The following is a 22,619-nucleotide window of genomic DNA, read 5'->3' on the forward strand; positions in this document are numbered from 1 at the left end:
GATTCAGCCCAGCAGCGATGCGAACGGAATGAAGTTGACGGTGTCGCCCGACTTGATCGTCTGGCCCGACGGGTTGTCGACCACGCCGTCGCCCCAGACCATCGACGTGAGCACGCCCGAACTCTGGTTGCCGAACAGGTCGAGGCCGCCGGCCGCATTGCGCCGCGCGCGCAGGAACTCGCGGCGCTTGTCGGCACGCAGCCAGTCGAAATCGGCGCGCATCTTCACCGCCTCCGGCGCGACGCGCGTGGCACCCTGCAGCGTCAGCAGGAAGGGCCGCACCAGCATCAGGAAGGTGAGGAAGCTCGACACCGGATTGCCTGGCAGCCCCGTCACATGGCATGCGCCCTGCCCGTAGCTGCGCGCAATGGAGCCATAGGCAAAAGGCTTGCCGGGCTTCATCGACAGCGACCAGAGCTGCAGCTCGCCAAGCGACTGCAGCGCCGCGCGGATATGGTCTTCTTCGCCGACGGAGACGCCGCCGGTCGTGATGATCAGATCGCTGGCCTCAGCCGCGTTGCGCAACGCGGCGATGGTGGCTTCGCGGTCGTCGGGCACGATGCCCAGGTCGTTCACCTCGCAGCCCAGGCGGTGCAGCAGGGCCCGCATGAAGAAACGGTTCGAGTTGTAGATGGCGCCGGGCTTCATCGCGTCGGGCGCAACCTCGCCGGGCATCACCAGCTCGTCGCCGGTGGAGAGCATGGCCACGCGCGGCTTGCGGGCCACCTGCAGCTTGTGAAAGCCGACGCTGGCCGCGAGGCCGAGTGCGGCTGGCGTGAGGCGCTCGCCCTGCTTCAGTACGACGTCACCGGAGGCCACGTCTTCGCCGGCACGGCGAATCCACTGCCCGGCCACCGGAACGATGGCGATGCGCACCGAGCCCAGGCTGCCTTCCTGCGGCGTGGCCGAGGTGTCTTCCTGCATCACGACCGCGTCGGCCCCCTCCGGGATCTGTGCACCCGTGAAGATGCGCGCCGCGATGCCGGTCGCGAGCGGCGTGCCGACCGTGCCTGCGGGAATGCGCTGCGCCACTGTCAGCTCTGCGCCTGGCACAACGCAGTCGGCCACGCGCACCGCGTAGCCGTCCATCGCACTGTTGTCGCGCGGCGGCACCGTGAGGCCGGAGACGAGGTCTTGCGCCAGCACGCGGCCGTCGGCGTCGAAGGTGCCGACGCTTTCGGTGGGCAGCTTCGGCTGCGCCTTCGCGAGCAGGACCGCGATGGCCTCGTCCAGCGGCATCAGTGGCGGACGCGACGAGGAAGCGGAAAAGGGAACGGGTGAATCAGCCATGGTGATCGGGGTTGTATTCGAAGCGGTCGCCGCTGTCGATCAACCACTTCGCAATGGCCTCGGCGTCGTTGAGGTCGAACAGCGGCCGTTCGGTGGGCGACGGCAGGCTGGCCGGTGCGTCGGTGGCCACGGCGGTGACGAAGGGATCGTTGGTGTACAGCACGGGCCGCGAAGGCTCGCCCGCTTCCGGCTCGCGCCAGACCTCGATCTTGAGCACGTCGCTGTGCCGGAAACCTTCGACCAGCACCCAGTCGGCCGCCGGGTGCACCTCGGCCAGCAACTGGTGTACGCTGAGTTCAACGGGAACTTCGAATTCGCGCATCACGGCCAGCCGCTTGTCTGACGCCACGACCACCTCGAAGGCGCCGGCCTCGCGATGGCGGTAGGTGTCCTTGCCCGGATGGTCGATGTCGAACTTGTGGTGCGCATGCTTGACCACCGACACGCGCTGGCCGAGCCGCTTGAGCGCCGGAATCAGGCGCTCGAGCAGCGTGGTCTTGCCCGCGCCCGAATAGCCGGCGAAACCGACGACCTTCATGCGGGAGCCCGGCCGTGATCAGTCACAGTTCTCTGCGATGTAGGCCTTGACGGCTTCCGCGTCGGCCGGCAGCTTGACGACGCGCTTGGGCAGCGCCTCGATGCCTTCGAACTTCTTCGGCCGCGCGGGCTCTTCGCCCAACGCCTCGACCAGCGTCGCGGCGAACTTGATCGGCAGCGCGGTTTCGAGCACCACCATCGGCACGCCGGGCGTGATCTGCTCGCGCGCGGCCTTGAGGCCGTCGGCCGTATGCGGATCGATCAGCGTGGCAAAGCGCTTCTCGGTGTCGCGGATGGTGGCTAGGCGATCGGCGTGCGTGCTGCGGCCGCTGCGGAAGCCGAAGCGCCCCGCGGCCTGCTTGAACGCCGGGTCGGCGCTCAGGTCGAAGCTGCCCTGCAGGCCCAGGTCGTCCACGAACAGCTGGCGCAGCCTGGCGGGGTCGCGGCCCACCAGGTCGAACACGAAGCGCTCGAAGTTGCTGGCCTTGCTGATGTCCATCGACGGGCTGGAGGTTTCGTGCGTATCGACGGCCGCGCGCACGCGGTACACGCCGGTGCGGAAGAACTCGTCGAGCACGTCGTTCTCGTTGGTGGCGACCACCAGCGTCTGGATCGGCAGGCCCATCATGCGCGCCACGTGGCCCGCACAGACATTGCCGAAGTTGCCCGAGGGCACGGTGAAGCTCACCGGCTTGTCGTTGCTCGCCGTGGCCTGGAAGTAGCCCGCGAAGTAATAGACGACCTGCGCCAGAAGGCGCGCCCAGTTGATCGAGTTGACCGTGCCGATGCGGTACTTGCGCTTGAAGCCCAGGTCGTTCGACACCGCCTTGACGATGTCCTGGCAGTCGTCGAACACTCCGGTGATGGCGATGTTGTGGATGTTCTCGTCCTGCAGGCTGAACATCTGCGCCTGCTGGAACGGGCTCATGCGGCCGTCGGGCGAGGTCATGAAGACGCGCACGCCCTTCTTGCCACGCATGGCGTACTCGGCCGCGCTGCCGGTATCGCCGCTGGTGGCGCCGAGGATGTTGAGCTCGGAGCCGCGGCGGGCCAGTTCGTACTCGAACAGGTTGCCCAGCAGCTGCATTGCCATGTCCTTGAAGGCCAGCGTGGGGCCGTTGGACAGGGCTTCGAGGTACACGCCGTCTTCGAGCTCGCGCAGCGGCACGATCTCGTCGGTGCCGAACACTTCGGCTGTGTAGGTCTTCGCGCAGATCGCCTTCAGGTCGGACGGCGGAATGTCGTCGATGTAGAGCGAGAGGATCTCGAAGGCCAGCTCGGCGTACGGCAGTGCGCGCCACTTGGCGAGCGTGGCGGTGTCGACCTGCGGGTACGTTTCGGGCAGATAGAGGCCGCCGTCGGGCGCAAGGCCTTCAAGAAGGATTTCGCAGAAGCGCTTGCGGTCGGGGTGGCCGCGGGTGCTCAGGTAGTTCACTTCAACTCTTCCTTGCGGATGCGCACGATGGGTTCGAGCACGGTCGGCAGCGCCTGCAGCTCGGCAATGACGTCATTGACGGTGCCTTCACGCGCATCGTGCGTGAGGATGATGAGGTCGGTCTGCGTGGAGCCCTCGCCGCCCACTTCGTCGGCTTCGCGCTGCAGCACGGCGTCGATGCTGATACCGGCGGTGGCCAGCAGGCCCGTCACCTTGGCGAGCACGCCGGCCTGGTCGGCCACGCGCAGGCGCAGGTAGTAGCTGGTGACGACTTCCGACATCGGCAGCACCTTCAGGTCGCTCATTGCGTCGGGGTGGAAGGCCAGGTGCGGCACGCGGTGCGCTGCGTCGGCAGTGTGCAGGCGGGTGATGTCGACCAGGTCGGCGATCACGGCGCTTGCGGTCGGCTCGCTGCCGGCGCCCTTGCCGTAGTAGAGCGTGGTGCCGACGGCATCGCCGTGCACCACCACCGCGTTCATCGCGCCTTCGACGTTGGCCAGCAGGCGCTTCGACGGCACGAGCGACGGATGCACGCGCAGCTCGATGCCCTTGGCGGTTCGCTTGGTAACGCCAAGCAGCTTGATGCGGTAGCCCAGCTGTTCGGCGTACTTGATGTCCTGCGCGGCGAGCTTGGTGATGCCTTCGATGTGGGCCTTGTCGAACTGCACCGGAATGCCGAAGGCAATGGCGCTCATCAGCGTGACCTTGTGGCCGGCGTCAACGCCTTCGATGTCGAAGGTCGGGTCGGCTTCGGCATAGCCCAGGCGTTGCGCCTCCTTGAGCACGGTCGCGAAGTCCAGGCCCTTGTCGCGCATCTCGGACAGGATGAAGTTGGTGGTGCCGTTGATGATGCCGGCCAGCCACTGGATGCTGTTGGCAGTGAGGCCTTCGCGCAGCGCCTTGATGATCGGGATGCCGCCGGCCACCGCAGCCTCGAAGGCCACCATCACGCCCTTGGCGTGCGCGGCCGCGAAGATCTCGGTGCCGTGCACCGCGAGCAGCGCCTTGTTGGCCGTAACCACGTGCTTGCCGGCCGCGATGGCCTCGAGCACCAGTTGCTTGGCAATGCCATAGCCGCCGATGAGCTCGATGACGATGTCGATGTCGGGGTTGGCGATGACTTCGCGCGCGTCGCTGACCACCTTGACGCCTTCGCCGACCACTTCGCGGGCGCGGGCGGTGTCGAGGTCGGCCACCATGGTGATCTCGATGCCACGACCGGCGCGGCGCTTGATTTCTTCCTGGTTGCGCTGGAGCACCTTGAAGGTGCCGCTGCCGACCGTGCCTGCGCCGAGCAGGCCTACTTGGATGGGTTTCATTGGGAGAGTCGCGTTCATGGTTTGGATGGGGTGGCTGACGGCGTGGAAGTCACGACGCGGCTGACGTAGCGGGGCAAGGTCCAGGCGCCGCCGGCAAAGCCCCGGCACATGCCGTCGCCTGTGGAGCCGGTGCGCACGAAGTCCTTGCCGTTGAAATGCCAGGTCTCGCTCGACCAGCAGTCGCCGATGCCTCGGCCTTTCATGGCAGAGGTGACGCTGCCTTCCTTCTCGTCGAAGTCGCCATTCGCCTCGATGGACACCGGCGCATAGGGCGGTTTGTCGCTGGCGATCCAGAGCAGGCTGGAATAGTTGTAGGCGCCCATGCCGCAGCCCAGCGACAGCAGCACCTTCCGGTCGGTCAGGCGCGAGACGTTCAGCGACTTGGCGTTGATGTCTTCGCGGTTGTTGCAGTCTTCCTTGGCGCTGTCCAGCTTCAGGAACGGGAAGATGCGCGCGGCGAGCGCGTCGTCGCCGGGGTGCGCCTTCGGCGGCACGACCACGTTCACGACGGGGGCCGTCACCGGCGGCAGCACCGAAGACTCGGGCCTGCTGCCGCGGCGCACCAGCGCACCCGGCGTGCCGACGCGGCCCTGGGCCTCGTCCATCTTCAGCAGCACGGCGTTGAGGCCGGCGAGCGAAAGAGTCCACTTCTTGCCGCCGTTGGCGGTCACCGTGGCGTCGTCGCCCTTGAGCAGCTCGGGCAGGACGGTGCGGACCTGGCTGTCGTCGAAGCTGGCGGTGCCCGCAGCCAGGCCCGAGACGGTGGCCTTGCCGACCTTGAAGCGCAGCGGGCCCTTGACGCCGTCGTCATCGCCGATCTGCAGCTGGATGTCAATTGCCGTGCCGGGCCCGGCCTTGCGGGTGATGAGCATCGACACCGGCTCGCTCGCCCCGCTTTCCGGCTGGTAGCCGGCGGCGCGGCAGGTGCGCGTGTTGTCGCAGGCCAGCTCCCAGTCGTTGTGCGAGAACGAGACAAGCTCCTTGTCGGCGGCTCCGGCGGACAACGCGGCGAGCGACAGCGCCGCAGCAGCGATGCAGGCAGATTTCATGTGCGCGACTTGCGGCGCAAACGGTACTGCTCCAGGAACTTCGCGATGCGGTTGATGGCCTCGCGCAGGTCGTCTTCGTGGGGCAGGAACACGATGCGGAAGTGGTCCGGCGTGGCCCAGTTGAAGCCGGTGCCCTGCACCAGCATCACGCGGGTTTCCTTCAGCAGCTCGAGGAAGAACTGGCGGTCGTCCTCGATCGGATAGACCTCGGGGTCGAGCTTGGGGAACATGTAGAGCGCTGCGCTCGGCTTGACGCAGCTCACGCCCGGGATGGCGGTGATCAGCTCGTAGGCCAGGTCGCGCTGGCGGCGCAGGCGACCGCCCTCGCACACGAGGTCGTTGATGCTCTGGTAGCCGCCAAGCGCGGTCTGGATGGCCCACTGGCCCGGCACGTTGGCGCACAGGCGCATGTTCGAGAGCATGTTCAGGCCCTCGATGTAGTCCTGCGCGCTGCGCTTGTCGCCCGACACCACGAGCCAGCCGGCGCGATAGCCGCACGAACGGTAGCTCTTGGACAGCGAATTGAAGGTGAGCGTGAGCACGTCGGTCGACAGGCTGGCAATGGCGGTGTGCTTGACGCCGTCGTACAGCACCTTGTCGTAGACCTCGTCGGCGAAGATCACGAGGCCGTGCTCGCGCGCGATGGCCACGATGCTCTTGAGCAGATCGTTCGAGTACAGCGCGCCGGTCGGGTTGTTCGGGTTGATGACCACGATGCCCTTGGTGCGCGGCGTGATCTTGGCGCGGATGTCGTCGAGATTGGGCATCCAGCCGTTGGCTTCGTCGCACAGGTAGTGCACCGGCGTGCCGCCCGACAGGCTCGTGGAGGCAGTCCACAGCGGGTAATCAGGGGCCGGCAGCAGCAACTCGTCGCCGTCGTTGAGAAGCGCGTTGGTGGACATGGCGATCAGCTCGCTGGCGCCATTGCCGAGGTAGATGTCGTCGAGGGTGACGCCCGCAATACCCTGCTTCTGCGTCTCGTGCATCACCGCCTTGCGCGCGGCGAAGACACCCTTGCTGTCAGAGTAACCAGCCGAGGTGGGCAGGTTGCGGATCATGTCCTGCTGGATTTCCTCGGGGGCATCGAAGCCGAACACGGCCAGATTGCCGATGTTGAGCTTGATGATCTTCTGGCCGTCCTCTTCCATCTGCTTGGCGGCGTCCATGATGGGACCGCGGATGTCATAAAGAACGTTGGCCAGCTTGGCCGATTTCTTGAGCTGCTTCAAAAGGCCCTCCCGGGCGCGGGTTACGGAGTTGCTTGGATGCGCTTGATGCGGGGTCACCGCGGAGTCAAAGGCCCTTGCGAGCCCCGTGGCACTAGGGAAAACCTATAATTTGACCACAGTTCCCAGTGCCCAGATGAAGCTCCAGCCCGACAAATCCGACGCTCAGTCCCTCACCGCACACGGCCCCGGCTGGGTGGCAATCAACAACGAAAAAGTCGAAGGCAGCGTAGTGGTTGGCTCGCGCGGCGAGCGCTTCGAATGGAATTGTTCAAGCTTCGATCAGCTCGGCGCCGAACATTTCGCGCAATTGGCGACCCTGGGTGCGGAATTGATCATTTTCGGCAGCGGAAACCGTATCCGCTTCCCCCAGCCCGCATGGCTGAAGCCCCTGATGGCACAGCGCACCGGCGTCGAGACCATGGACACCGCGGCGGCCTGCAGAACCTACAACATCCTGGCCGGAGAAGGCCGGCACGTGATTGCCGCCCTGCTGGTCGAGAGCCCGGCGGGTGGCTGAGAGAGGTATTTTCGGGGTAAAATACCGGGTTGCGAACAGGCCCGCTACCCCAAAGTTAGCAACGACCAATCCTCCATTCCTTGAGCAAGTCCCGTCCGAAACGGGACGAGAGGGCTCGGGAACGGAATCTAACGGAGAAAACAAGTTTCATGGCGATCGTTGTCAACAAACCCATTCCTGAATTCGACGCCAACGCCACGGGCGGCCTCAAGGTCTCGAATACCTCGCATCTCGGCCACGTGCTGGTCATGTATTTTTACCCGAAAGATAACACTCCGGGTTGCACCACCGAAGCCATGCAGTTTCGCGACCGCTACAAGGACTTCGAAAAGGCCGGTGCCACGGTGTTCGGCGTGTCCCGCGACAACATGAAGTCGCACGACGAATTCAAGGCCAAGCTCGAGCTGCCCTTCGAGCTCATCGCCGACACGGAAGAAAAGATGTGCCACATGTTCGGCGTGGTCAAGAACAAGATCATGTACGGCAAGAAGGTCAAGGGCATCGAGCGCAGCACCTTCCTGATCGGCGCCGACGGCATCCTGAAGGCCGAATGGCGCGGGCTCAAGGTTCCCGGCCATGTCGACGACGTGCTCAAGGCCGTCAAGGCGCTCAAGAAGGCAGCCTGACTGCTGCCCGGCGAGCCGGCCGTGCACTTTTCCGCTCTGGCGTGGGGAATGCCCAACGCAGCGCGTAAAGAGCCTCCGACTCGTCATCTGCGGTGTGCATAATGGTTTCATGCCGTTGAGCTCCACGACCGCATCCCCCGAACAAAGCCGCCTTGGTCTTCAGGCGGCTTTTTCGTTTTCTGGTTCCCATTTTCTGCGAGCGATCTGACACATGCCACTGCCCCCCGCCCCCACGAAACGCGCTGCATTGCTCTCGCCGGACGCACTCGATGCGCCTGCCCGGTCCTCGCACAGGGGCTCGCGCCGTTCCGGCGATTCGCGCGCTGACGAAGCCACGGTGCACAGCCCGCAGCCGCTGGAATTGTTCGACAGCCTCGGCACTGAAGGCGCCGGCGGCGCCACCACGCGCCCGACGCGCCGGGCCAGATCCAAACCTGCGCCGGCACCCGCGCCCGTGAGCGCACCGCAGCCGGAGGCCATGGTGCAGGTCGAGACGAGGAAGGCGCCGGTCGTCGAAGTCGCACCAGCTCCCGCCCCGGCACCGCAAGCGCCGACACGCCCCAAACGCAACAAGTCCACCGGTCCGGCCAAGCTGTTCGTGCTCGACACGAACGTGCTGCTGCACGACCCCATGTGCCTGTTCCGCTTCGAGGAGCACGACATCTTCCTGCCGATGATCGTGCTGGAAGAACTCGACGGCCACAAGAAAGGCACCACCGAAGTCGCGCGCAACGGCCGCCAGACCAGCCGCACGCTCGATGCGCTGGCCGGCGCCCAGGACGCCGACATCGACAAGGGCCTGAAGCTCGACACCACGGGCCACCGCGAGGCCGGTGGCCGGCTGTTCTTCCAGACCGCCCCGCTCGACTACTCGCTGCCGATCAGCCTGCCCCAGGGCAAGGCCGACAACCAGATCCTCGGCGTGGTGCACGCGCTGCGCGACGAGTACGCCAAGGACCGTCCGGGCAAGCCGAAGCAGGAAGTGGTGCTGGTGTCGAAAGACATCAACATGCGCGTCAAGGCGCGCGCGCTGGGCCTGGCCGCCGACGACTACCAGAACGACAAGACACTGGAAGACGGCGACCTGCTCTACGCCGGTTCGCTCGCACTGCCGCCCGACTTCTGGACCCGCCAGAGCAAGACGGTCGAAAGCTGGCAGAGCGGCAGCAACACCTTCTACCGGATCAGCGGTCCGCTGGTGCCCAACCTGTACATCAACCAGTTCGTGTACTTCGAGGCGCCCGGCGAGCCGAGCATGTACGCCCGCGTCACCGAAATCCGCGACAAGACCGCGGTGCTCAAGACGCTCAAGGACTACAGCTCGGGCAAGAACGCGGTCTGGGGCGTCAACACGCGCAACCGCGAGCAGAACTTCGCGATGAACCTGCTGATGGATCCGGAGATCGACTTCGTCACGCTGACCGGCACCGCCGGCACCGGCAAGACCCTGATGGCACTGGCTTCCGGCCTCACGCAGGTGCTCGACGACCGCCGCTACACCGAGATCATCATGACCCGCGCCACCGTGAGCGTCGGCGAAGACATCGGCTTCCTGCCCGGCACGGAAGAGGAAAAGATGGGCCCCTGGATGGGCGCGCTCGACGACAACCTCGAGTTCCTGGCCAAGGGCGACGGCGGCGGCGCCGGCGAGTGGGGCCGCGCGGCCACCAACGAGCTGATCCGCAGCCGCATCAAGGTCAAGAGCATGAACTTCATGCGCGGACGCACCTTCCTCAACAAGTACGTGATCATCGACGAGGCGCAGAACCTCACGCCCAAGCAGATGAAGACGCTGATCACCCGTGCCGGCCCCGGCACGAAGATCATCTGCATGGGCAACCTCGCGCAGATCGACACGCCGTACCTGACGGAAGGCTCCTCGGGCCTGACCTTCGCGGTCGACAAGTTCAAGGGCTGGCCGCACGGCGGGCACATCACGCTGGCGCGCGGCGAACGATCGCGGTTGGCGGATTTCGCAAGCGACGTGCTCTAGAACCAGCGGCACCGGCCGACACAAGCCCGCGCATGCTCCCCGGAGCATCGCGGGCTTTTTTTCGCCTGCCATGACAGGCTACTGACAAGACGTTGTCAGTAGGCGGCTCGCACCATCAGGGCTCCTTCAACCGACACGAAAGAGAGCCCCAGAATGCAAAAACAGAACGCCATCAGCTGGTTCGAGATCCCGGTCGCCAACATGGACCGCGCCCAGGCCTTCTACGAAACCGTGCTGGCCCGCAAGCTGCGCCGCGAGAACTTCGGCGGCGAGACGCTGGCCGTGCTCCCCTACGACGATCCCGCCACGGGCGGTGCCCTGCAGGCCGGTGCCAACGCCAGCGCGCGCGCCGGCACGGGCATTCGCATCTACCTCGACTGCAACCCCGGCATCGACGCCGTGCTTGCGCGGGTCGAAGCCGCCGGCGGGCAGATCGTGGCGCCAAAGTCTGCGTTGCCGCCCGGCATGGGCTTCATCGCCCACATGCGCGACACCGAAGGCAACGAAGTCGGCCTGCACGCGCTGGATTGATCCCGTCATGACGCAACGCAACTGGATTGCCGTGGCCAGCGCCGAGCACGCGCGGCTCGGCCGCGACCACCGGCCGCTCGGCTTCATGCAGGTCGGCCACGGCAAGCATTCGCCGCTCAAGCGGCTCTCGGCGGGCGACCGCGTCGCCTACTATTCGCCGTCCACGGTGTTCGGTGGCACGGACAGGCTGCAGAGCTTCGTGTCGATCGGCGTCGTGCAACCCGGCGAGCCGTATGAGTTCGACATGGGCAACGGCTTCGTGCCGTGGCGGCGCGACGTGAGCTATGCAGCCGGGCACGAGGCGCCAATCGCACCACTGATCGAGCGCCTGGCCTTCATCGAAAACCCCAAGCAATGGGGCTACAAGTTTCGCTTTGGCATGTTCGACGTCACCGACGCCGACATGAAGCTGATCGCGCAGGCGATGAAGGCCGACCTGAAAACACTGTCGCTTTGAGGAGAAACCCCCTATGGAACCCACCCGCCAACACCAGGACGCCTTTCACGTCGCGGGCCTCACCATCCGCACCACCAACCGCGAGGAGAACGAGCCCGCAACCGCCCGCATCGGCAAGCTGTGGGGCCGCTTCTTCGGCGAAGAGACTTACGCATCGACGCCGGACCGCACCGGCGACGCTCGCATCTTCAGCGTTTACTCCGCCTACGAATCCGACGCCCACGGCGCCTTCGACGTGACAGCGGGTGTCGCCGTCACGGGCAGCGAGGGCAGCCGCGCCGTCGAGGCCGGCGACTACCTCGTGTTCACCGGCCAGGGAGAGATGCCGCAGATGGTCATCGCCACATGGCAGCGCATCTGGCAGTATTTCGAGGCGCACCCGGAAGTCGCGCGCCGCTACCGCAGCGATTTCGAAGCCTACGAAGGGCCGGACAAGGTGGCGATCCACATCGGAGTTTCATGAGCCCCAAGAAGAGCTGGCGCGACCGGCTGGCCAGCTACCCTCACCTGCCGAACGTCAAGGAGATTCCCGCCGCCATGCGCTCCCGGCGCGGCGAAGGGACCATCGCCACGCCGTCGCCGCAGGAGGTGCAAGCCGCGATGCGCAGCATTCCGGAAGGCCGGCTCGCAACGGTGATGGGCATCGGCGAGGACATCGCACTGCGCCACCAGGCGACCATCGGCTGCACCGTGACCACGGCGATCTTTGCGCACATGGTCGCGCATGCGGCCGAGGAGGCAGAGAGGACGGAAGAACGAACGCCCTACTGGCGCACCCTCAAGATCGGTGGCGAACTCAATGCCAAGTACCCCGGCGGCATCGAGGCGCAGATGTCGAAGCTCGAAGCCGAAGGCCACACGGTCGTGCAGCGCGGCAAGCGCTACTTCGTCGAAGACTTCGCGAAGAAGCTCACCGGAACACGCTGATGCGCCGTGCAGACCGCCTGTTCCAACTCGTGCAGCTCATCCGCGGGCGTCGTCTGACCACGGCCGCGTTCCTGGCGCAGCGCCTCGAAGTGTCGGAGCGCACCGTGTATCGCGACGTGGCCGATCTGCAGCATCAAGGCGTGCCCATCGAGGGCGAGGCAGGCGTGGGCTACCGGCTGGGCGCCGGCTTCGAGCTGCCGCCGCTGATGTTCACGCAGGACGAGGCCTCGGCCCTGGTGGCCGCAGCGCGGCTTGCGCAGAGCTGGGTCGATCCGGCACTGGCACGCGACATCGAGACCGGGCTGGGCAAGATCCTGTCGGTGCTGCCACCGGCGGCGCGGGTCTCGGCCGAGGCACTGGCGCTCTACGCACCCGCAATGGGCCTGGACGACACCTTGCGCGCGCGGCTGCAGACGCTGCGCGAGGCGGTGCAGTCGCACAACAAGCTGCTGCTGCAATACCACGACGTATCGGGCGATGCCAGCGAGCGCACGGTGCGGCCGCTCGGCTGCTTCTATTGGGGCAAGGTCTGGACGCTCTCGACCTGGTGCGAGCTGCGCAATGACTTCCGGGGTTTTCGCCTGGATCGCATGGATGCGATCACGGTGCTGTCCGAGCGCTTTCGTGACGAGCCGGGCAAGACGCTGGCCGACATGCTGCGGCAGTTGAAGGCCAAGACGGAGCAGGGCAAGGTGGTGCCCCAGGAGCCGCCGGCCTTGCCGCCCTGGTCCGGCAACGGCGCCAGCTGACGGCCTTCCGCGCCGGCTCAGTACTCGTCGTTGTGGCTGTAGCCCACCAGGTTCTCGAACTTGGTGATCGGCTTCAGGAAGGCCAGCTTGATGGTGCCTGTCGGGCCGTTCCGGTGCTTGCTGATGATCACCTCGGCCACGCCCGGCTCCTTCGACTCCTTGTTGTAGTAGTCGTCGCGGTAGATGAACATGATGATGTCCGCGTCCTGCTCGATGGCGCCGGATTCGCGCAAGTCGCTCATCATGGGGCGCTTGTCGGTGCGGCTTTCAACGCCGCGGCTGAGCTGTGACAGCGCGATCACCGGGCACTTCAGTTCCTTGGCCAGCATCTTCAGGCCGCGCGATATTTCGCCCACGGCGGTGGCGCGGTTTTCGTCGCCCGAAGTGCTGGTCGACATCAGCTGCAGGTAGTCGACCACGATCAGGCCCAGACGCCCGTACTGGCGCGCGAGGCGGCGCGCGTTGGCGCGCAGTTCGCTGGTCGAGAGGCCCGGCGTTTCGTCGATGTGCAGCGACACGGTGCGCAGCTTCTCGATGGCCTCGGTCAGGCGCGGCCACTCTTCGTCGCTGAGCTTGCCGGTGCGCAGGTGACCCTGGTCGATGCGGCCGATGGAGCCCACGATACGCACCGCCAACTGCGCGGCGCCCATTTCCATCGAGAACACCGCCACCGGCAGACCTTCTTCAAGCGCCACGTGCTCGGCGATGTTGATCGCGAGCGAGGTCTTCCCCATCGAGGGACGAGCAGCCAGCACGATCATGTCGCCCGGCTGCAGGCCCGAGGTCATCTTGTCGAAGTCGTTGAAGCCGGTACGCACGCCCGTGATGTCGTTCGGGTTCTCGGCCATTTCCGTCACGCGGTCGAGCAGTTCGACCACCAGGGCATCCATGCTCTGGAAGCCCTGCTTCATCCGCGTGCCTTCTTCGCCGATGTTGAAGATCTTCTGTTCGGCTTCGTCGAGGATCTTGTCGACCGCCTTGCCCTGCGGGTTGAAGGCGTTGGTCGCGATCTCGTCGCTGGCGGAAACCAGTTTGCGCAGGATCGAGCGCTCACGCACGATCTCGGCGTAGCGGCGGATGTTGCTCGCGCTGGGCACGTACTGCGCGAGCGAATTCAGGTACACCAGCCCGCCGATGTCGTCGGCCTTACCGAGGTTCTGCAGCTGCTCATAGACGGTGATCACGTCGGCCGGCTTGCTGGCGTTGATCAGCCCGCCGATGGCGGCATAGATCAGCTTGTGTTCATGGCGGTAGAAGTCGCCGTCGACCAGCAGGTCGCCCATGCGGTCCCAGGCGCCGTTGTCGAGCAGCAGGCCGCCGAGCACGCTGGATTCGGCCTCGATGGAATGAGGCGGAATGCGCAGTTGGGCAACCTGGCGATCGGCCGACGGGTCATTGTCGGCATAGGAGAAAACGGCGGACATGGACTTCCCTTGCAACCCTGCATGCTAAGCCGCGCGCGCCGATGCGTGTGTGGACAAGGTTGTGAATAAACAGTGATCTTCCAGTGCAATCGACTGGAAAACTCAGGCGCAGAAAAAGAAAAGCCGCCCGAAGGCGGCTTTTGCTGCAGCGCACAGGCGCTGTGGACGATCAGGCGGTTTCGCCGTAGACCGTCACGGTGATGTCGACCACCACGTCGGTGTGCAGGGCCACGCTCACGGTGCTGTCGCCGACGACCTTGATCGGGCCGTTGGGCAGGCGCACTTGCGACTTGGCAACCTTGTAGCCTTGCTTGCCCAGTTCTTCGGCGATGTCGCCGTTGGTGACCGAGCCGAACAGACGGCCGTCGACGCCAGCCTTTTGCGTCAGCTTGATGGTCGTGCCACCGAGCTTTTCGCCTTGAGCTTGCGATTCGGCCAGCTTGGCGGCCGCAGCCTTTTCGAGTTCGGCGCGCTTGGCTTCGAATTCGGCCTTGTTGGCGGCGGTGGCGCGGCGGGCGCGGCCCGTCGGGATCAGGAAGTTGCGTGCGTAGCCGTCCTTGACCTTGACGATGTCGCCCAGGCCGCCGACGTTGACAACCTTGTCCAGAAGAATGATTTGCATGGTATCGACTCCTTAGACGCGGTGCTGGTCGCTGTACGGCACCATGGCCAGGAAGCGCGCGCGCTTGATGGCGGTGTTCAGCTGGCGTTGGTAGATCGCGCGCGTGCCGGTCAGGCGGGCGGGGATGATCTTGCCGTTTTCGCTGATGAAGTCACGCAGCGTGTCGATGTCCTTGTAGTCGATTTCCTCGACGCCAGCGACGGTGAAGCGGCAGAAGCGCTTGCGCTTGAACAGCAGCGACTGGGTGTTGCGCTTCGGGCGCTTGTCTTTGTTGAATTTCTTGAACGTGGCCATTTGGGGACCTCTTGTCGAAAATTAATCTTGCTGAAAATCCTGGATGTGCAGGACCGGATGCTTGCCGTTGCCCGGTGTCGCGAGAAAGCCCTGAAAACGCCAGAGACTTCCCATCGACTGCTTTGCGAGCCGTTCGGCGATGGCGCCGAAGGCAACGGCCTTGAGGGCCGTCTTCACCTGCCTGGGTTTACCTGCCTCCTGGAGCGTCGACTCGTGTTCGAGCTTCAGGTCTATGGCGGGCAAGCCGGCTGGTGTGAATCGCAATGCTCCGAGTTCGGCAACGGAGGCGGTCAGCAGAAGCTGGTTGACCCCGGTTGCCGCAGCGGCAGCAGTCACGCCATCAGTTGTTGTTGGCGGCGTATTCGGCCTGCTGGGCCTTGCGAGCCTCTTCGCGCTCGACCGTCTTCATCATCGACGAAGGACCGGTTTCGGCCTTCTTCTTCTGAACGGTCAGGTGGCGCAGCACGGCGTCGTTGAACTTGAACGCGTGTTCGAGTTCGCCCATCACGGTTTGCTCAGCTTCGATGTTGACGCACAGGTAGTGGGCCTTGTTGAGCTTGTTGATCTGGTAAGCCAGCTGACGACGGCCCCAGTCTTCAACGCGGTGGATCTTGCCGCCGCCGGCCGTGATCAGGCCCTTGTAGCGCTCCAGCATGGCCGGAACTTGTTCGCTCTGATCCGGGTGGATCAGCAAAATGATTTCGTAGTGACGCATGGCACTCCTTGTGGATTCTTCCGAAGAAGAGGAAAAGCCACCTGCAGCGTCGGGCGCAGTGTGGCAAGGCAAAGCCGGCGATTATAGCCCTGTAGCGCGCACTTCGGCAAGCCACCTCAGTCGTTGAGGGCCTTGTCCAGGGCGGCTGCCTTTTCCGGGCCCACCGCGGCCCGGATCTTGGGCGCCAGCGCCAGGAGGTCTTCGTAGCTCGTCGTGCCCTCGACCTGCAGGTTGAGCCGGAAGCCCATCAGGCCCAGGCCGCCGGTGAGTTGCGTGGCGATGGGATAGGCGTCCTTGTAGCGCTGCTGCTTGCTGCGCCCGGAGGAGCTCACAGCGGGAGCAGCGGGTGCGGCCGGCGCGACCGGTTTCGCCACTACCTCAGCGGATGCGCCTCCGGCGGCCGGCGATGCTGCGCTGCCCTCCGCCGGCTCGAGCAGGCCCAGCGCCACCATCTGGTCGATGTCTTCGCGGGCAATGCCCATGCCGTTGGCCAGCACCTCATCGACCGAGCGCTTGCCATCGAAAAGGATGAAGGCCGAGCGCTGGCGCGGCGACAGAGGGACCGAGCGGTCCTTGAGAACCTGATGGCCCGTTTGCGTCTTGACAAGAATCATGGTGGTCTTCCCTTCCGGGATGCGCCCGTGAATCTCACAAGTCTGGCATCAATTACGCAATTCGTTTCAATAACACCCCACCGTCGCGGGAATCCCCCCATGGGGATTTCCGCAGTCCGGGCTTCAGCGCTTGGCGAGTTGCTGCCAAGTATCGATCACGCTGTCGGGGTTCAGGGAGATCGATTCGATCCCCTCCTCCGCCAGCCACAGCGCGAAGTCCGGGTGGTCGCTGGGGCCCTGGCCGCAGATGCCAACATACTTGCCCTCGGCCTTGCACGCCTTGATGACGCGGCTCAGCAGCGCCTTGATGGCCGGGTCGCGCTCGTCGAAGTCGGCTGCCAGCAGCTCGAGGCCCGAGTCGCGGTCCAGGCCCAGCGTGAGCTGGGTCAGGTCGTTCGAGCCGATCGAGAAGCCGTCGAAGAACTTCAGGAACTCCTCGGGCAGGATGGCGTTGCTCGGCACCTCGCACATCATGATCAGCTTGAGGTCGTTCTCACCGCGCTTCAGGCCATGCTCGCCCAGCAACGTGGTCACGCGCTCGGCCTGGCCCAGGGTGCGCACGAAGGGCACCATGATCTGCACGTTGGTCAGGCCCATGTCGTTGCGCACGCGCTTCAGCGCTTCGCACTCCATGGCGAAGGCCTCGCCGAAATCGGCGCTCAGGTAGCGTGCGGCGCCACGGAAGCCCAGCATCGGGTTTTCTTCTTCCGGTTCGTAGCGGCTGCCGCCGATCAGCTTGCGGTACTCGTTCGACTTGAAGTCCGAGAGGCGCACGATGACCTTCTTGGGCCAGAAGGCCGCCGCGATGGTCGCGATGCCTTCGGCAACCTTGTCAACGTAGAAGGCGCGCGGCGAGGCGTGGCCGCGTGCCACCGACTCGACCGCCTTCTTCAGGTCGTTGTCGACGTTCGGGTAGTCGAGGATCGCCTTCGGGTGCACGCCGATGTTGTTGTTGATGATGAACTCGAGCCGCGCGAGGCCCACGCCGTGGTTCGGCAGCTGCGCGAAGTCGAAGGCGAGCTGGGGGTTGCCCACGTTCATCATCAGCTGGATGTCGATCTCGGGCATCACCCCGCGCTGCACTTCGGTCACTTCGGTTTCGAGCAGGCCGTCGTAGATGAAGCCGGTGTCGCCCTCGGCGCAGCTCACCGTGACCAGCGTGCCGTCCTTCAGCAGATCGGTGGCGTCGCCGCAGCCGACCACGGCCGGAATGCCCAGTTCGCGCGCGATGATGGCCGCGTGGCAGGTGCGCCCGCCGCGGTTGGTGACGATGGCGGCGGCGCGCTTCATCACCGGTTCCCAGTTGGGGTCGGTCATGTCGGTGACGAGCACGTCGCCGGCCTGGACCTTGTCCATCTCGCTGATGTTGTGCACCAGCCGCACGGGGCCGGTGCCGATTTTCTGACCGATGGCACGGCCCTCGGCCAGCACGGCACCTTTGCCCAGCAGCTTGTAGCGCTGCTCGGCCTTGCCCTGCTGCTGGCTCTTCACCGTTTCCGGGCGCGCCTGCAGGATGTAGAGATGACCGTCGGTGCCGTCCTTGCCCCACTCGATGTCCATCGGGCGGCCATAGTGCTCTTCGATGACCAGCGCGTACCTGGCGAGCTGCTCGACATCGGCGTCGCTCAGCGAGTAGCGGTTGCGCTGCTCGGCCTTGACGTCGGTGGTCTTCACCAGCTTGCCGGTCGCCTTTTTCTCTTCGGGCGTGGCGAACTCCATCTGGATCAGCTTGGAGCCGAGGTTGCGGCGGATGACGGCCTTCTTGCCGGCGCGCAGCGTCGGCTTGTGCACGTAGAACTCGTCAGGGTTCACGGCGCCCTGCACCACCGTTTCGCCCAGGCCGTAGCTGGAGGTGATGAACACCACGTCTTCGAAGCCGGACTCGGTGTCGATGGTGAACATCACGCCGGCGGCGCCGAGGTCGGAGCGCACCATGCGCTGCACGCCGGCCGACAGCGCGACCACGTCGTGCTCGAAGCCCTTGTGCACGCGGTAGCTGATGGCGCGGTCGTTGTAGAGGGAGGCGAACACCTCCTTCATCTTGTGCAGCACGTCATCGATGCCGACCACGTTCAGGAAGGTTTCCTGCTGGCCCGCGAAGGAGGCGTCGGGCAGGTCTTCCGCAGTGGCCGAGGAACGCACGGCGAACGACGCGGCCGGGTTGCCGGCGCTCAGCGTGGCAAAGGCTTCGCCGATGGCTTTCTGCAGGTCGGCCGGGAACGGCTGGGCCTCGACCATGGCGCGGATCTCGGCACCGGCGGTGGCCAGCGCGCGCACATCCTCGGTGTCCAGCGCGGCGAGCCGCTTGCTGATCTTGTCGGCCAGGCCGTCGTGGGCCAGGAACTGGCGGAATGCGTGCGCCGTGGTCGCGAAACCGGTGGGCACCCGCACGCCCTGCGGCAGCTGCGAGATCATTTCGCCGAGGCTGGCGTTCTTGCCGCCAACCGCCTCGACGTCGGTCATTCTCAGGTTTTCAAACGGTACGACCAAGGCGGTCGCGTCGAAAAGTGCAGACATGGGGAAGCTCCAGAAGTTGAAACCGGTGCCGCATGCAGACGGCGCGGCACGATCGTTGTCGTTGCTTTGGGTGCGGGCGCGGTGTGCATGGAAAGAATTGGGGCTGGGAAGCGGATTCCCGATAATGGCCCGGATTGTAGGCGTGGCAAGGTTGCCCGCGCCGCAGGACAAGGCCGCATGACCACGCATTCACGCACTGTTTTCTTCATTTCCGACGGCACCGGCATCACCGCCGAGACCTTCGGTAACGCCGTTCTGGCCCAGTTCGAGATGAAACCGCGCCATGTCCGACTACCTTTTACCGACACGGTCGACAAGGCCCACCAGGCGGTGCGGCAGATCAACCACACGGCCGAACTCGAGGGCGTGCGCCCCATCGTCTTCACCACGCTGGCCAACATGGACGTGCTGGAAGTGATCGAAACCGGCTGCAAGGGCATGCTGCTGGACATGTTCGGCACCTTCGTGCGGCCGCTCGAAATCGAGCTGGCCGTGAAGTCGAACCACCGGATCGGCCGTTTCAGCGACGTCAGCAAGAGCAAGGAATACAACGACCGCATCGCCGCGATCGACTTTAGCCTGCAGCACGACGACGGCCAGAGCAACCGTGACCTGGAAGGCGCCGACGTGATCCTGGTGGGCGTGAGCCGCAGCGGCAAGACGCCAACCTCGCTCTACCTGGCGATGCAGCACGGCCTGAAGGCAGCCAACTACCCGCTGATTCCGGAGGATTTCGACCGGCGGCAACTGCCGCCGGCCCTGATTCCGCATCGCAAGAAGATCTTCGGCCTGACCATCCAGCCCGAGCGGCTCAGCGAGATCCGCAACGAGCGCCGGCCGAATTCGCGCTACGCCAGCCTCGAGAACTGCCGCCACGAGGTGAGCGAGGCCGAGGCGATGATGCGGCGCGCCGGCATCCGCTGGCTGTCGACGACCACCAAGTCGATCGAGGAAATCGCGACCACGATCCTGCAGGAGCTGCGGCCCGAGCGGCTGGTCTACTGAGGTTGATTGCTATCTTTTGGATAGCAATCAGCAACAAGAACAAGAGCTACCCGAAAAGATACTGGACCGTGCCGTCCACGCTCGTCACCGGCTGACACGGCGTGCCCCAGACCGCCTCGATCAGCCCCGGCTGGAGCACCTCAGCCGTCGCCCCCTGCATCAGCCCGCCCGAAGCGCCGCCCAGAACCACCACCTCGTCGGCGTAGCGCCGCGCGAGGTTCAGGTCGTGCAGCACGGCCACCACGCCCACGCCGCGCGCGGCCCAGGCGCGCAGCGGGCGCATCGCCGAATGCTGGTGCGCGAGGTCGAGCGCCGCAGTGGGCTCGTCGAGCAGCAGCCAGCGGGTCGCGCCGTCGGGCCGCGGATGCCAGAGTTGGGCCAGCGCCCGAGCCATGTGGGCCCGCGCCTTCTCGCCACCCGACAGGGTGTTGAGGACGCGCGGCGCCAGCGCCGACACGTCGGTCAGCCCCATCGCCTCTTCGATGATCGCGTCCTCGTCGCGGCCCGGCGATCGGCGGTGCGGGTAGCGGCCCAGCGCCACGATCTCCTGCGCTGTGAAGTCGAAGGCGACCGCGCTCTCCTGCGGCATCAGGGCCCGGCGCAGCGCCAGTGCCGGCATGCCGTGGTCTTCGAGCGGACGGCCGTCGAGCGTCACCCTCCCCCGCGTCGGCGCGCGCTGGCCGGCCAGCACCGATAACAGCGTCGACTTGCCCGCGCCGTTGGGCCCGAGGATGGCCGTTACCCGGCCCGGCGCCAGGTGAACGGAAGCATCGGCGAGCAGCGTCTTCGCCCCGACGCGGACCTCCACACCGGCGCAGCACAGCGCCATCGGATCGCGCGGCATCGCAGTCATATGCGCCCCTTGAAGTGCCGCAGCATCCACAGGAACATCGGCGCGCCGATGAACGCCGTGAGCACGCCCAGCGGCAGTTCGGCCGGCGCCATCACCGTGCGGGCCACAGTGTCGGCCGCCAGCACCAGCGCCGCCCCAAGCAGAGCTGACGCCGGCAACACCACGCGGTGATCGGGCCCGGCCACCATGCGCACCCAGTGCGGCGCGATCAGGCCGATGAAGCCGATGATCCCGGTCGTCGCCGTCACTGCCCCTACAGCCACGGCCGTGACGACGATGGCGCGCCGCTTGATGCGTTCGACATCCACGCCGAGCAGCGCCGCCTGCGCCTCGCCCAGCGCAATGGCGTTCAGCGGCGCCGCCAGAGACCGCGCCGCCACGCACGACAGCAGCACCGCCGCGCCGACCAGCAGCACGGCGCTCCAGCGCGCACCGCCCAGGCTGCCCAGCAGCCAGAACTGCAGGCTGCGCAATTGCTCGTCGGTCGCCATCACGCTGAGAAAACCAAGCCCCGCGCTCGCCAGCGCATTGACCGCGATGCCCGCCAGCAGCATCAGCGCCATGCGCGTGCCACCTTCGCTGCGCGACAGGCCGTAGATCAGCAAGGTCACCGACAGCCCGCCGCCGAATGCCATGAGCACCAGCGTCCAGCTGCCCAGCGTGCGCGGCAGCACGGGCCACAGCCATGCGCCGAGGATGATCGTCACGCCCGCCGCCAGCGCCGCGCCACTGCTGATGCCAACAAGCCCCGGGTCGGCCAGCGGGTTGCGGAACAGCCCCTGCATCAGCGTGCCCGCCATCCCGAGTCCCGCACCCGCCGCCACGCCCAGCACGAGGCGCGGCAGGCGGATGTTGAGAAACACCAGGTGCTCGGGCGATTTGTCGGCGCCCTGCCCCAGCGAGGTCAGCACGCCCCAGAGTTGCGGCAGGCTGATGGCATACGCCCCCGAAACAGCCCCCACCACGAAGGCGGCGACGAGCAGCAACGCACTGCCGCCCAGCACGGCCTGTGCCGAGAAGCGCTGGCTCATGCGGTGGCAGCCAGGAACTTTTCGTGCAGTTCGGCGATGGCCGCAGGCATGCGCGGGCCGAAGCCCAGCAGCAGCAAGGCGTCCTGTGTGATCAGGCTGCGCTTCTTGAACGCCGGCGTGAGCGCAAGCTCGGGCCGCTGCCAGAACTTGTCGACGCCGCCGTGGGCTTCGATGCTCTGCGTGCTGGTGAGGATGATGTCGGGCGCGGCGCTGGCCATGGCTTCGGCGGTCATCGGCCTGTAGCCCTGGAAACCGCGAGTGCGTTGACGCCGCCCGCAAAGCCGATCACCGAGTGCGCAGCGGTCTTCTCGCCCGAAACCTGCGGGCTGGCGCTGTGCGACAGCACGAACAGCACGCGCGGCTTGCGCCCCTTCGACGCTGCGGCCACGCGCTGTTGCACTTGGCTCCAATCGGCATCGAGCTTCGCCTGCAGCTCACGCGCCTGCGCCTCGCGCGCAGCGGCGCGGCCGACGGCCTGTACCTTGCGCTGCACTTCGCCCCAGCTGTGGTCGGCCTCGATGATCTCGACCTTGACGCCCGCGCTGCGAACCTGGTCGAGCACGACAGCCGGGCCTGACTCGTTGGTGGCGATGATCGCGTCGGGCTTCAGCGACAGCAGGCCCTCAGCCGACAGCTGGCGCATGTAGCCGACCTTCGGCGTGGCACGCGCGGCAGCGGGATACAGACTGGTGGTGTCGGTGCCGGCAAGCTGCGCTTCCGCCCCTAGCAGGTAGACGACTTCAGTGATCGCGCCGCTGACGGTCACGAGCTTGGGCAGCTTCGCGTTCTGCGCGAACAGGGGCAGCGCGGTGGCGCCCAGCGACGAGGCGCCGAGCAGGCGCAGCACGTCGCGGCGCTGCAGCGAAAACCGATCGTTCATTTCGT

General features: G+C 65.9%; 24 protein-coding genes and 1 pseudogene. 9 read left to right on the plus strand and 16 right to left on the minus strand.

What is annotated here, in order from left to right; genetic code table 11:
* Nucleotides 1–3: 3 nt before the first annotated feature.
* Genes glp through BMW87_RS17370 form a run of 6 tightly spaced genes read right to left on the minus strand, consistent with a single transcriptional unit; the run spans nucleotide 4 to nucleotide 6,859 of the window.
* Nucleotides 4–1,290, minus strand: a complete 1,287-nt coding sequence (gene glp / locus BMW87_RS17345; protein WP_093077657.1) for a molybdopterin molybdotransferase MoeA — start codon at nucleotides 1,288–1,290, stop codon at nucleotides 4–6.
* Nucleotides 1,283–1,828 carry a molybdopterin-guanine dinucleotide biosynthesis protein B gene (mobB, locus tag BMW87_RS17350; RefSeq protein WP_093051054.1) on the minus strand — a complete coding sequence of 182 codons (546 nt, stop codon included), beginning with the start codon at nucleotides 1,826–1,828 and terminating at the stop codon, nucleotides 1,283–1,285. Before mobB ends, glp begins: the two co-directional genes overlap by 8 nt.
* 18 nt (nucleotides 1,829–1,846) lie before the next feature.
* Nucleotides 1,847–3,262 carry a threonine synthase gene (thrC, locus tag BMW87_RS17355; RefSeq protein WP_093077659.1) on the minus strand — a complete coding sequence of 472 codons (1,416 nt, stop codon included), beginning with the start codon at nucleotides 3,260–3,262 and terminating at the stop codon, nucleotides 1,847–1,849.
* Nucleotides 3,259–4,581, minus strand: coding sequence for a homoserine dehydrogenase (locus BMW87_RS17360; protein ID WP_093077660.1), 1,323 nt, complete (start codon nucleotides 4,579–4,581; stop codon nucleotides 3,259–3,261). The genes thrC and BMW87_RS17360 overlap by 4 nt, the downstream gene beginning before the upstream one ends.
* Nucleotides 4,582–4,595: 14 nt before the next feature.
* A complete protein-coding gene (locus BMW87_RS17365) occupies nucleotides 4,596–5,630 on the minus strand; it encodes a DUF1176 domain-containing protein (protein WP_093077662.1) in 1,035 nt (344 codons plus the stop codon).
* Nucleotides 5,627–6,859 (minus strand): pyridoxal phosphate-dependent aminotransferase, encoded by a 1,233-nt coding sequence (locus BMW87_RS17370; protein WP_093077663.1) that lies wholly within the window; start codon nucleotides 6,857–6,859, stop codon nucleotides 5,627–5,629. Before BMW87_RS17370 ends, BMW87_RS17365 begins: the two co-directional genes overlap by 4 nt.
* Nucleotides 6,860–6,992: 133 nt before the next feature.
* Between BMW87_RS17370 and BMW87_RS17375 the strand changes: the two genes are divergently transcribed.
* The 8 genes from BMW87_RS17375 to BMW87_RS17410 all read left to right on the plus strand — a co-directional run bounded on the left by BMW87_RS17375 (nucleotide 6,993) and on the right by BMW87_RS17410 (nucleotide 12,659).
* Entirely contained in the window at nucleotides 6,993–7,376 is a 384-nt protein-coding gene (locus BMW87_RS17375) for an Mth938-like domain-containing protein (protein WP_093077666.1), read from the plus strand.
* Between the two features lie 149 nt (nucleotides 7,377–7,525).
* The gene (locus BMW87_RS17380; protein ID WP_007830801.1) at nucleotides 7,526–8,002 is read left to right on the plus strand and encodes a peroxiredoxin; all 477 of its coding nucleotides are present in this window, start codon (nucleotides 7,526–7,528) and stop codon (nucleotides 8,000–8,002) included.
* 211 nt (nucleotides 8,003–8,213) lie between these two features.
* Nucleotides 8,214–9,995, plus strand: a complete 1,782-nt coding sequence (locus BMW87_RS17385) for a PhoH family protein (protein ID WP_093077668.1) — start codon at nucleotides 8,214–8,216, stop codon at nucleotides 9,993–9,995.
* 153 nt (nucleotides 9,996–10,148) lie between these two features.
* A complete protein-coding gene (locus BMW87_RS17390) occupies nucleotides 10,149–10,526 on the plus strand; it encodes a VOC family protein (RefSeq protein WP_093077669.1) in 378 nt (125 codons plus the stop codon).
* 7 nt (nucleotides 10,527–10,533) lie between these two features.
* Nucleotides 10,534–10,983: an EVE domain-containing protein gene (locus tag BMW87_RS17395; RefSeq protein WP_093077671.1), complete on the plus strand. Its 450-nt coding sequence runs from the start codon at nucleotides 10,534–10,536 to the stop codon at nucleotides 10,981–10,983.
* A 13-nt stretch (nucleotides 10,984–10,996) separates the two neighbouring features.
* Nucleotides 10,997–11,446 (plus strand): GyrI-like domain-containing protein, encoded by a 450-nt coding sequence (locus BMW87_RS17400; RefSeq protein WP_093077673.1) that lies wholly within the window; start codon nucleotides 10,997–10,999, stop codon nucleotides 11,444–11,446.
* Nucleotides 11,443–11,910 (plus strand): MGMT family protein, encoded by a 468-nt coding sequence (locus BMW87_RS17405; RefSeq protein ID WP_093077675.1) that lies wholly within the window; start codon nucleotides 11,443–11,445, stop codon nucleotides 11,908–11,910. The genes BMW87_RS17400 and BMW87_RS17405 overlap by 4 nt, the downstream gene beginning before the upstream one ends.
* Entirely contained in the window at nucleotides 11,910–12,659 is a 750-nt protein-coding gene (locus BMW87_RS17410) for a helix-turn-helix transcriptional regulator (protein ID WP_093077676.1), read from the plus strand. Before BMW87_RS17405 ends, BMW87_RS17410 begins: the two co-directional genes overlap by 1 nt.
* Before the next feature lie 17 nt (nucleotides 12,660–12,676).
* Here the strand turns inward: BMW87_RS17410 and dnaB are convergent, their stop codons facing one another.
* The 7 genes from dnaB to ppsA all read right to left on the minus strand — a co-directional run bounded on the left by dnaB (nucleotide 12,677) and on the right by ppsA (nucleotide 18,845).
* A complete protein-coding gene (gene dnaB / locus BMW87_RS17415; RefSeq protein ID WP_093051090.1) occupies nucleotides 12,677–14,083 on the minus strand; it encodes a replicative DNA helicase in 1,407 nt (468 codons plus the stop codon).
* Nucleotides 14,084–14,252: 169 nt separating this feature from the next.
* Nucleotides 14,253–14,705 (minus strand): 50S ribosomal protein L9, encoded by a 453-nt coding sequence (gene rplI / locus BMW87_RS17420; RefSeq protein WP_093051094.1) that lies wholly within the window; start codon nucleotides 14,703–14,705, stop codon nucleotides 14,253–14,255.
* A 12-nt stretch (nucleotides 14,706–14,717) separates the two neighbouring features.
* Nucleotides 14,718–14,999 (minus strand): 30S ribosomal protein S18, encoded by a 282-nt coding sequence (gene rpsR / locus BMW87_RS17425; protein ID WP_007830781.1) that lies wholly within the window; start codon nucleotides 14,997–14,999, stop codon nucleotides 14,718–14,720.
* 21 nt (nucleotides 15,000–15,020) lie between these two features.
* Nucleotides 15,021–15,335, minus strand: a complete 315-nt coding sequence (gene priB, locus BMW87_RS17430) for a primosomal replication protein N (protein WP_093051097.1) — start codon at nucleotides 15,333–15,335, stop codon at nucleotides 15,021–15,023.
* A 4-nt stretch (nucleotides 15,336–15,339) separates the two neighbouring features.
* The gene (gene rpsF, locus BMW87_RS17435; protein WP_093051100.1) at nucleotides 15,340–15,714 is read right to left on the minus strand and encodes a 30S ribosomal protein S6; all 375 of its coding nucleotides are present in this window, start codon (nucleotides 15,712–15,714) and stop codon (nucleotides 15,340–15,342) included.
* A 116-nt stretch (nucleotides 15,715–15,830) separates the two neighbouring features.
* On the minus strand, nucleotides 15,831–16,328 hold the full coding sequence (locus tag BMW87_RS17440; RefSeq protein ID WP_093077678.1) for a hypothetical protein: 498 nt from the start codon (nucleotides 16,326–16,328) through the stop codon (nucleotides 15,831–15,833).
* 123 nt (nucleotides 16,329–16,451) lie between these two features.
* On the minus strand, nucleotides 16,452–18,845 hold the full coding sequence (gene ppsA / locus BMW87_RS17445; RefSeq protein ID WP_093077679.1) for a phosphoenolpyruvate synthase: 2,394 nt from the start codon (nucleotides 18,843–18,845) through the stop codon (nucleotides 16,452–16,454).
* 177 nt (nucleotides 18,846–19,022) lie between these two features.
* Between ppsA and BMW87_RS17450 the strand changes: the two genes are divergently transcribed.
* Entirely contained in the window at nucleotides 19,023–19,850 is an 828-nt protein-coding gene (locus BMW87_RS17450) for a posphoenolpyruvate synthetase regulatory kinase/phosphorylase PpsR (RefSeq protein WP_093051109.1), read from the plus strand.
* Nucleotides 19,851–19,896: 46 nt separating this feature from the next.
* Here BMW87_RS17450 and BMW87_RS17455 read toward each other — a convergent pair whose 3' ends face one another.
* The 3 genes and pseudogenes from BMW87_RS17455 to BMW87_RS17465 all read right to left on the minus strand — a co-directional run bounded on the left by BMW87_RS17455 (nucleotide 19,897) and on the right by BMW87_RS17465 (nucleotide 22,614).
* Nucleotides 19,897–20,703 (minus strand): heme ABC transporter ATP-binding protein, encoded by an 807-nt coding sequence (locus BMW87_RS17455; RefSeq protein WP_256216809.1) that lies wholly within the window; start codon nucleotides 20,701–20,703, stop codon nucleotides 19,897–19,899.
* Entirely contained in the window at nucleotides 20,700–21,734 is a 1,035-nt protein-coding gene (locus BMW87_RS17460; protein WP_093077681.1) for a FecCD family ABC transporter permease, read from the minus strand. The genes BMW87_RS17455 and BMW87_RS17460 overlap by 4 nt, the downstream gene beginning before the upstream one ends.
* Nucleotides 21,731–22,614: pseudogene (locus tag BMW87_RS17465) on the minus strand (hemin ABC transporter substrate-binding protein). Before BMW87_RS17465 ends, BMW87_RS17460 begins: the two are co-directional and overlap by 4 nt.
* Between the last annotated feature and the right edge of the window lie 5 nt (nucleotides 22,615–22,619).

The organism is Variovorax sp. OV084 (assembly GCF_900111625.1).
GTDB lineage: Bacteria > Pseudomonadota > Gammaproteobacteria > Burkholderiales > Burkholderiaceae_C > Variovorax.

Bases quoted from the DNA above. Each gene is read 5' to 3' on its own strand.
- glp (WP_093077657.1), bottom strand. From the start codon at position 1,290: ATGGCTGATTCACCCGTTCCCTTTTCCGCTTCCTCGTCGCGTCCGCCA.
- mobB (WP_093051054.1), bottom strand. From the start codon at position 1,828: ATGAAGGTCGTCGGTTTCGCCGGCTATTCGGGCGCGGGCAAGACCACG.
- BMW87_RS17360 (WP_093077660.1), bottom strand. From the start codon at position 4,581: ATGAAACCCATCCAAGTAGGCCTGCTCGGCGCAGGCACGGTCGGCAGC.
- BMW87_RS17365 (WP_093077662.1), bottom strand. From the start codon at position 5,630: ATGAAATCTGCCTGCATCGCTGCTGCGGCGCTGTCGCTCGCCGCGTTG.
- BMW87_RS17375 (WP_093077666.1), top strand. From the start codon at position 6,993: ATGAAGCTCCAGCCCGACAAATCCGACGCTCAGTCCCTCACCGCACAC.
- BMW87_RS17380 (WP_007830801.1), top strand. From the start codon at position 7,526: ATGGCGATCGTTGTCAACAAACCCATTCCTGAATTCGACGCCAACGCC.
- BMW87_RS17385 (WP_093077668.1), top strand. From the start codon at position 8,214: ATGCCACTGCCCCCCGCCCCCACGAAACGCGCTGCATTGCTCTCGCCG.
- BMW87_RS17390 (WP_093077669.1), top strand. From the start codon at position 10,149: ATGCAAAAACAGAACGCCATCAGCTGGTTCGAGATCCCGGTCGCCAAC.
- BMW87_RS17395 (WP_093077671.1), top strand. From the start codon at position 10,534: ATGACGCAACGCAACTGGATTGCCGTGGCCAGCGCCGAGCACGCGCGG.
- BMW87_RS17400 (WP_093077673.1), top strand. From the start codon at position 10,997: ATGGAACCCACCCGCCAACACCAGGACGCCTTTCACGTCGCGGGCCTC.
- BMW87_RS17405 (WP_093077675.1), top strand. From the start codon at position 11,443: ATGAGCCCCAAGAAGAGCTGGCGCGACCGGCTGGCCAGCTACCCTCAC.
- BMW87_RS17410 (WP_093077676.1), top strand. From the start codon at position 11,910: ATGCGCCGTGCAGACCGCCTGTTCCAACTCGTGCAGCTCATCCGCGGG.
- dnaB (WP_093051090.1), bottom strand. From the start codon at position 14,083: ATGTCCGCCGTTTTCTCCTATGCCGACAATGACCCGTCGGCCGATCGC.
- rplI (WP_093051094.1), bottom strand. From the start codon at position 14,705: ATGCAAATCATTCTTCTGGACAAGGTTGTCAACGTCGGCGGCCTGGGC.
- rpsR (WP_007830781.1), bottom strand. From the start codon at position 14,999: ATGGCCACGTTCAAGAAATTCAACAAAGACAAGCGCCCGAAGCGCAAC.
- rpsF (WP_093051100.1), bottom strand. From the start codon at position 15,714: ATGCGTCACTACGAAATCATTTTGCTGATCCACCCGGATCAGAGCGAA.
- BMW87_RS17440 (WP_093077678.1), bottom strand. From the start codon at position 16,328: ATGATTCTTGTCAAGACGCAAACGGGCCATCAGGTTCTCAAGGACCGC.
- ppsA (WP_093077679.1), bottom strand. From the start codon at position 18,845: ATGTCTGCACTTTTCGACGCGACCGCCTTGGTCGTACCGTTTGAAAAC.
- BMW87_RS17450 (WP_093051109.1), top strand. From the start codon at position 19,023: ATGACCACGCATTCACGCACTGTTTTCTTCATTTCCGACGGCACCGGC.
- BMW87_RS17455 (WP_256216809.1), bottom strand. From the start codon at position 20,703: ATGACTGCGATGCCGCGCGATCCGATGGCGCTGTGCTGCGCCGGTGTG.
- BMW87_RS17460 (WP_093077681.1), bottom strand. From the start codon at position 21,734: ATGAGCCAGCGCTTCTCGGCACAGGCCGTGCTGGGCGGCAGTGCGTTG.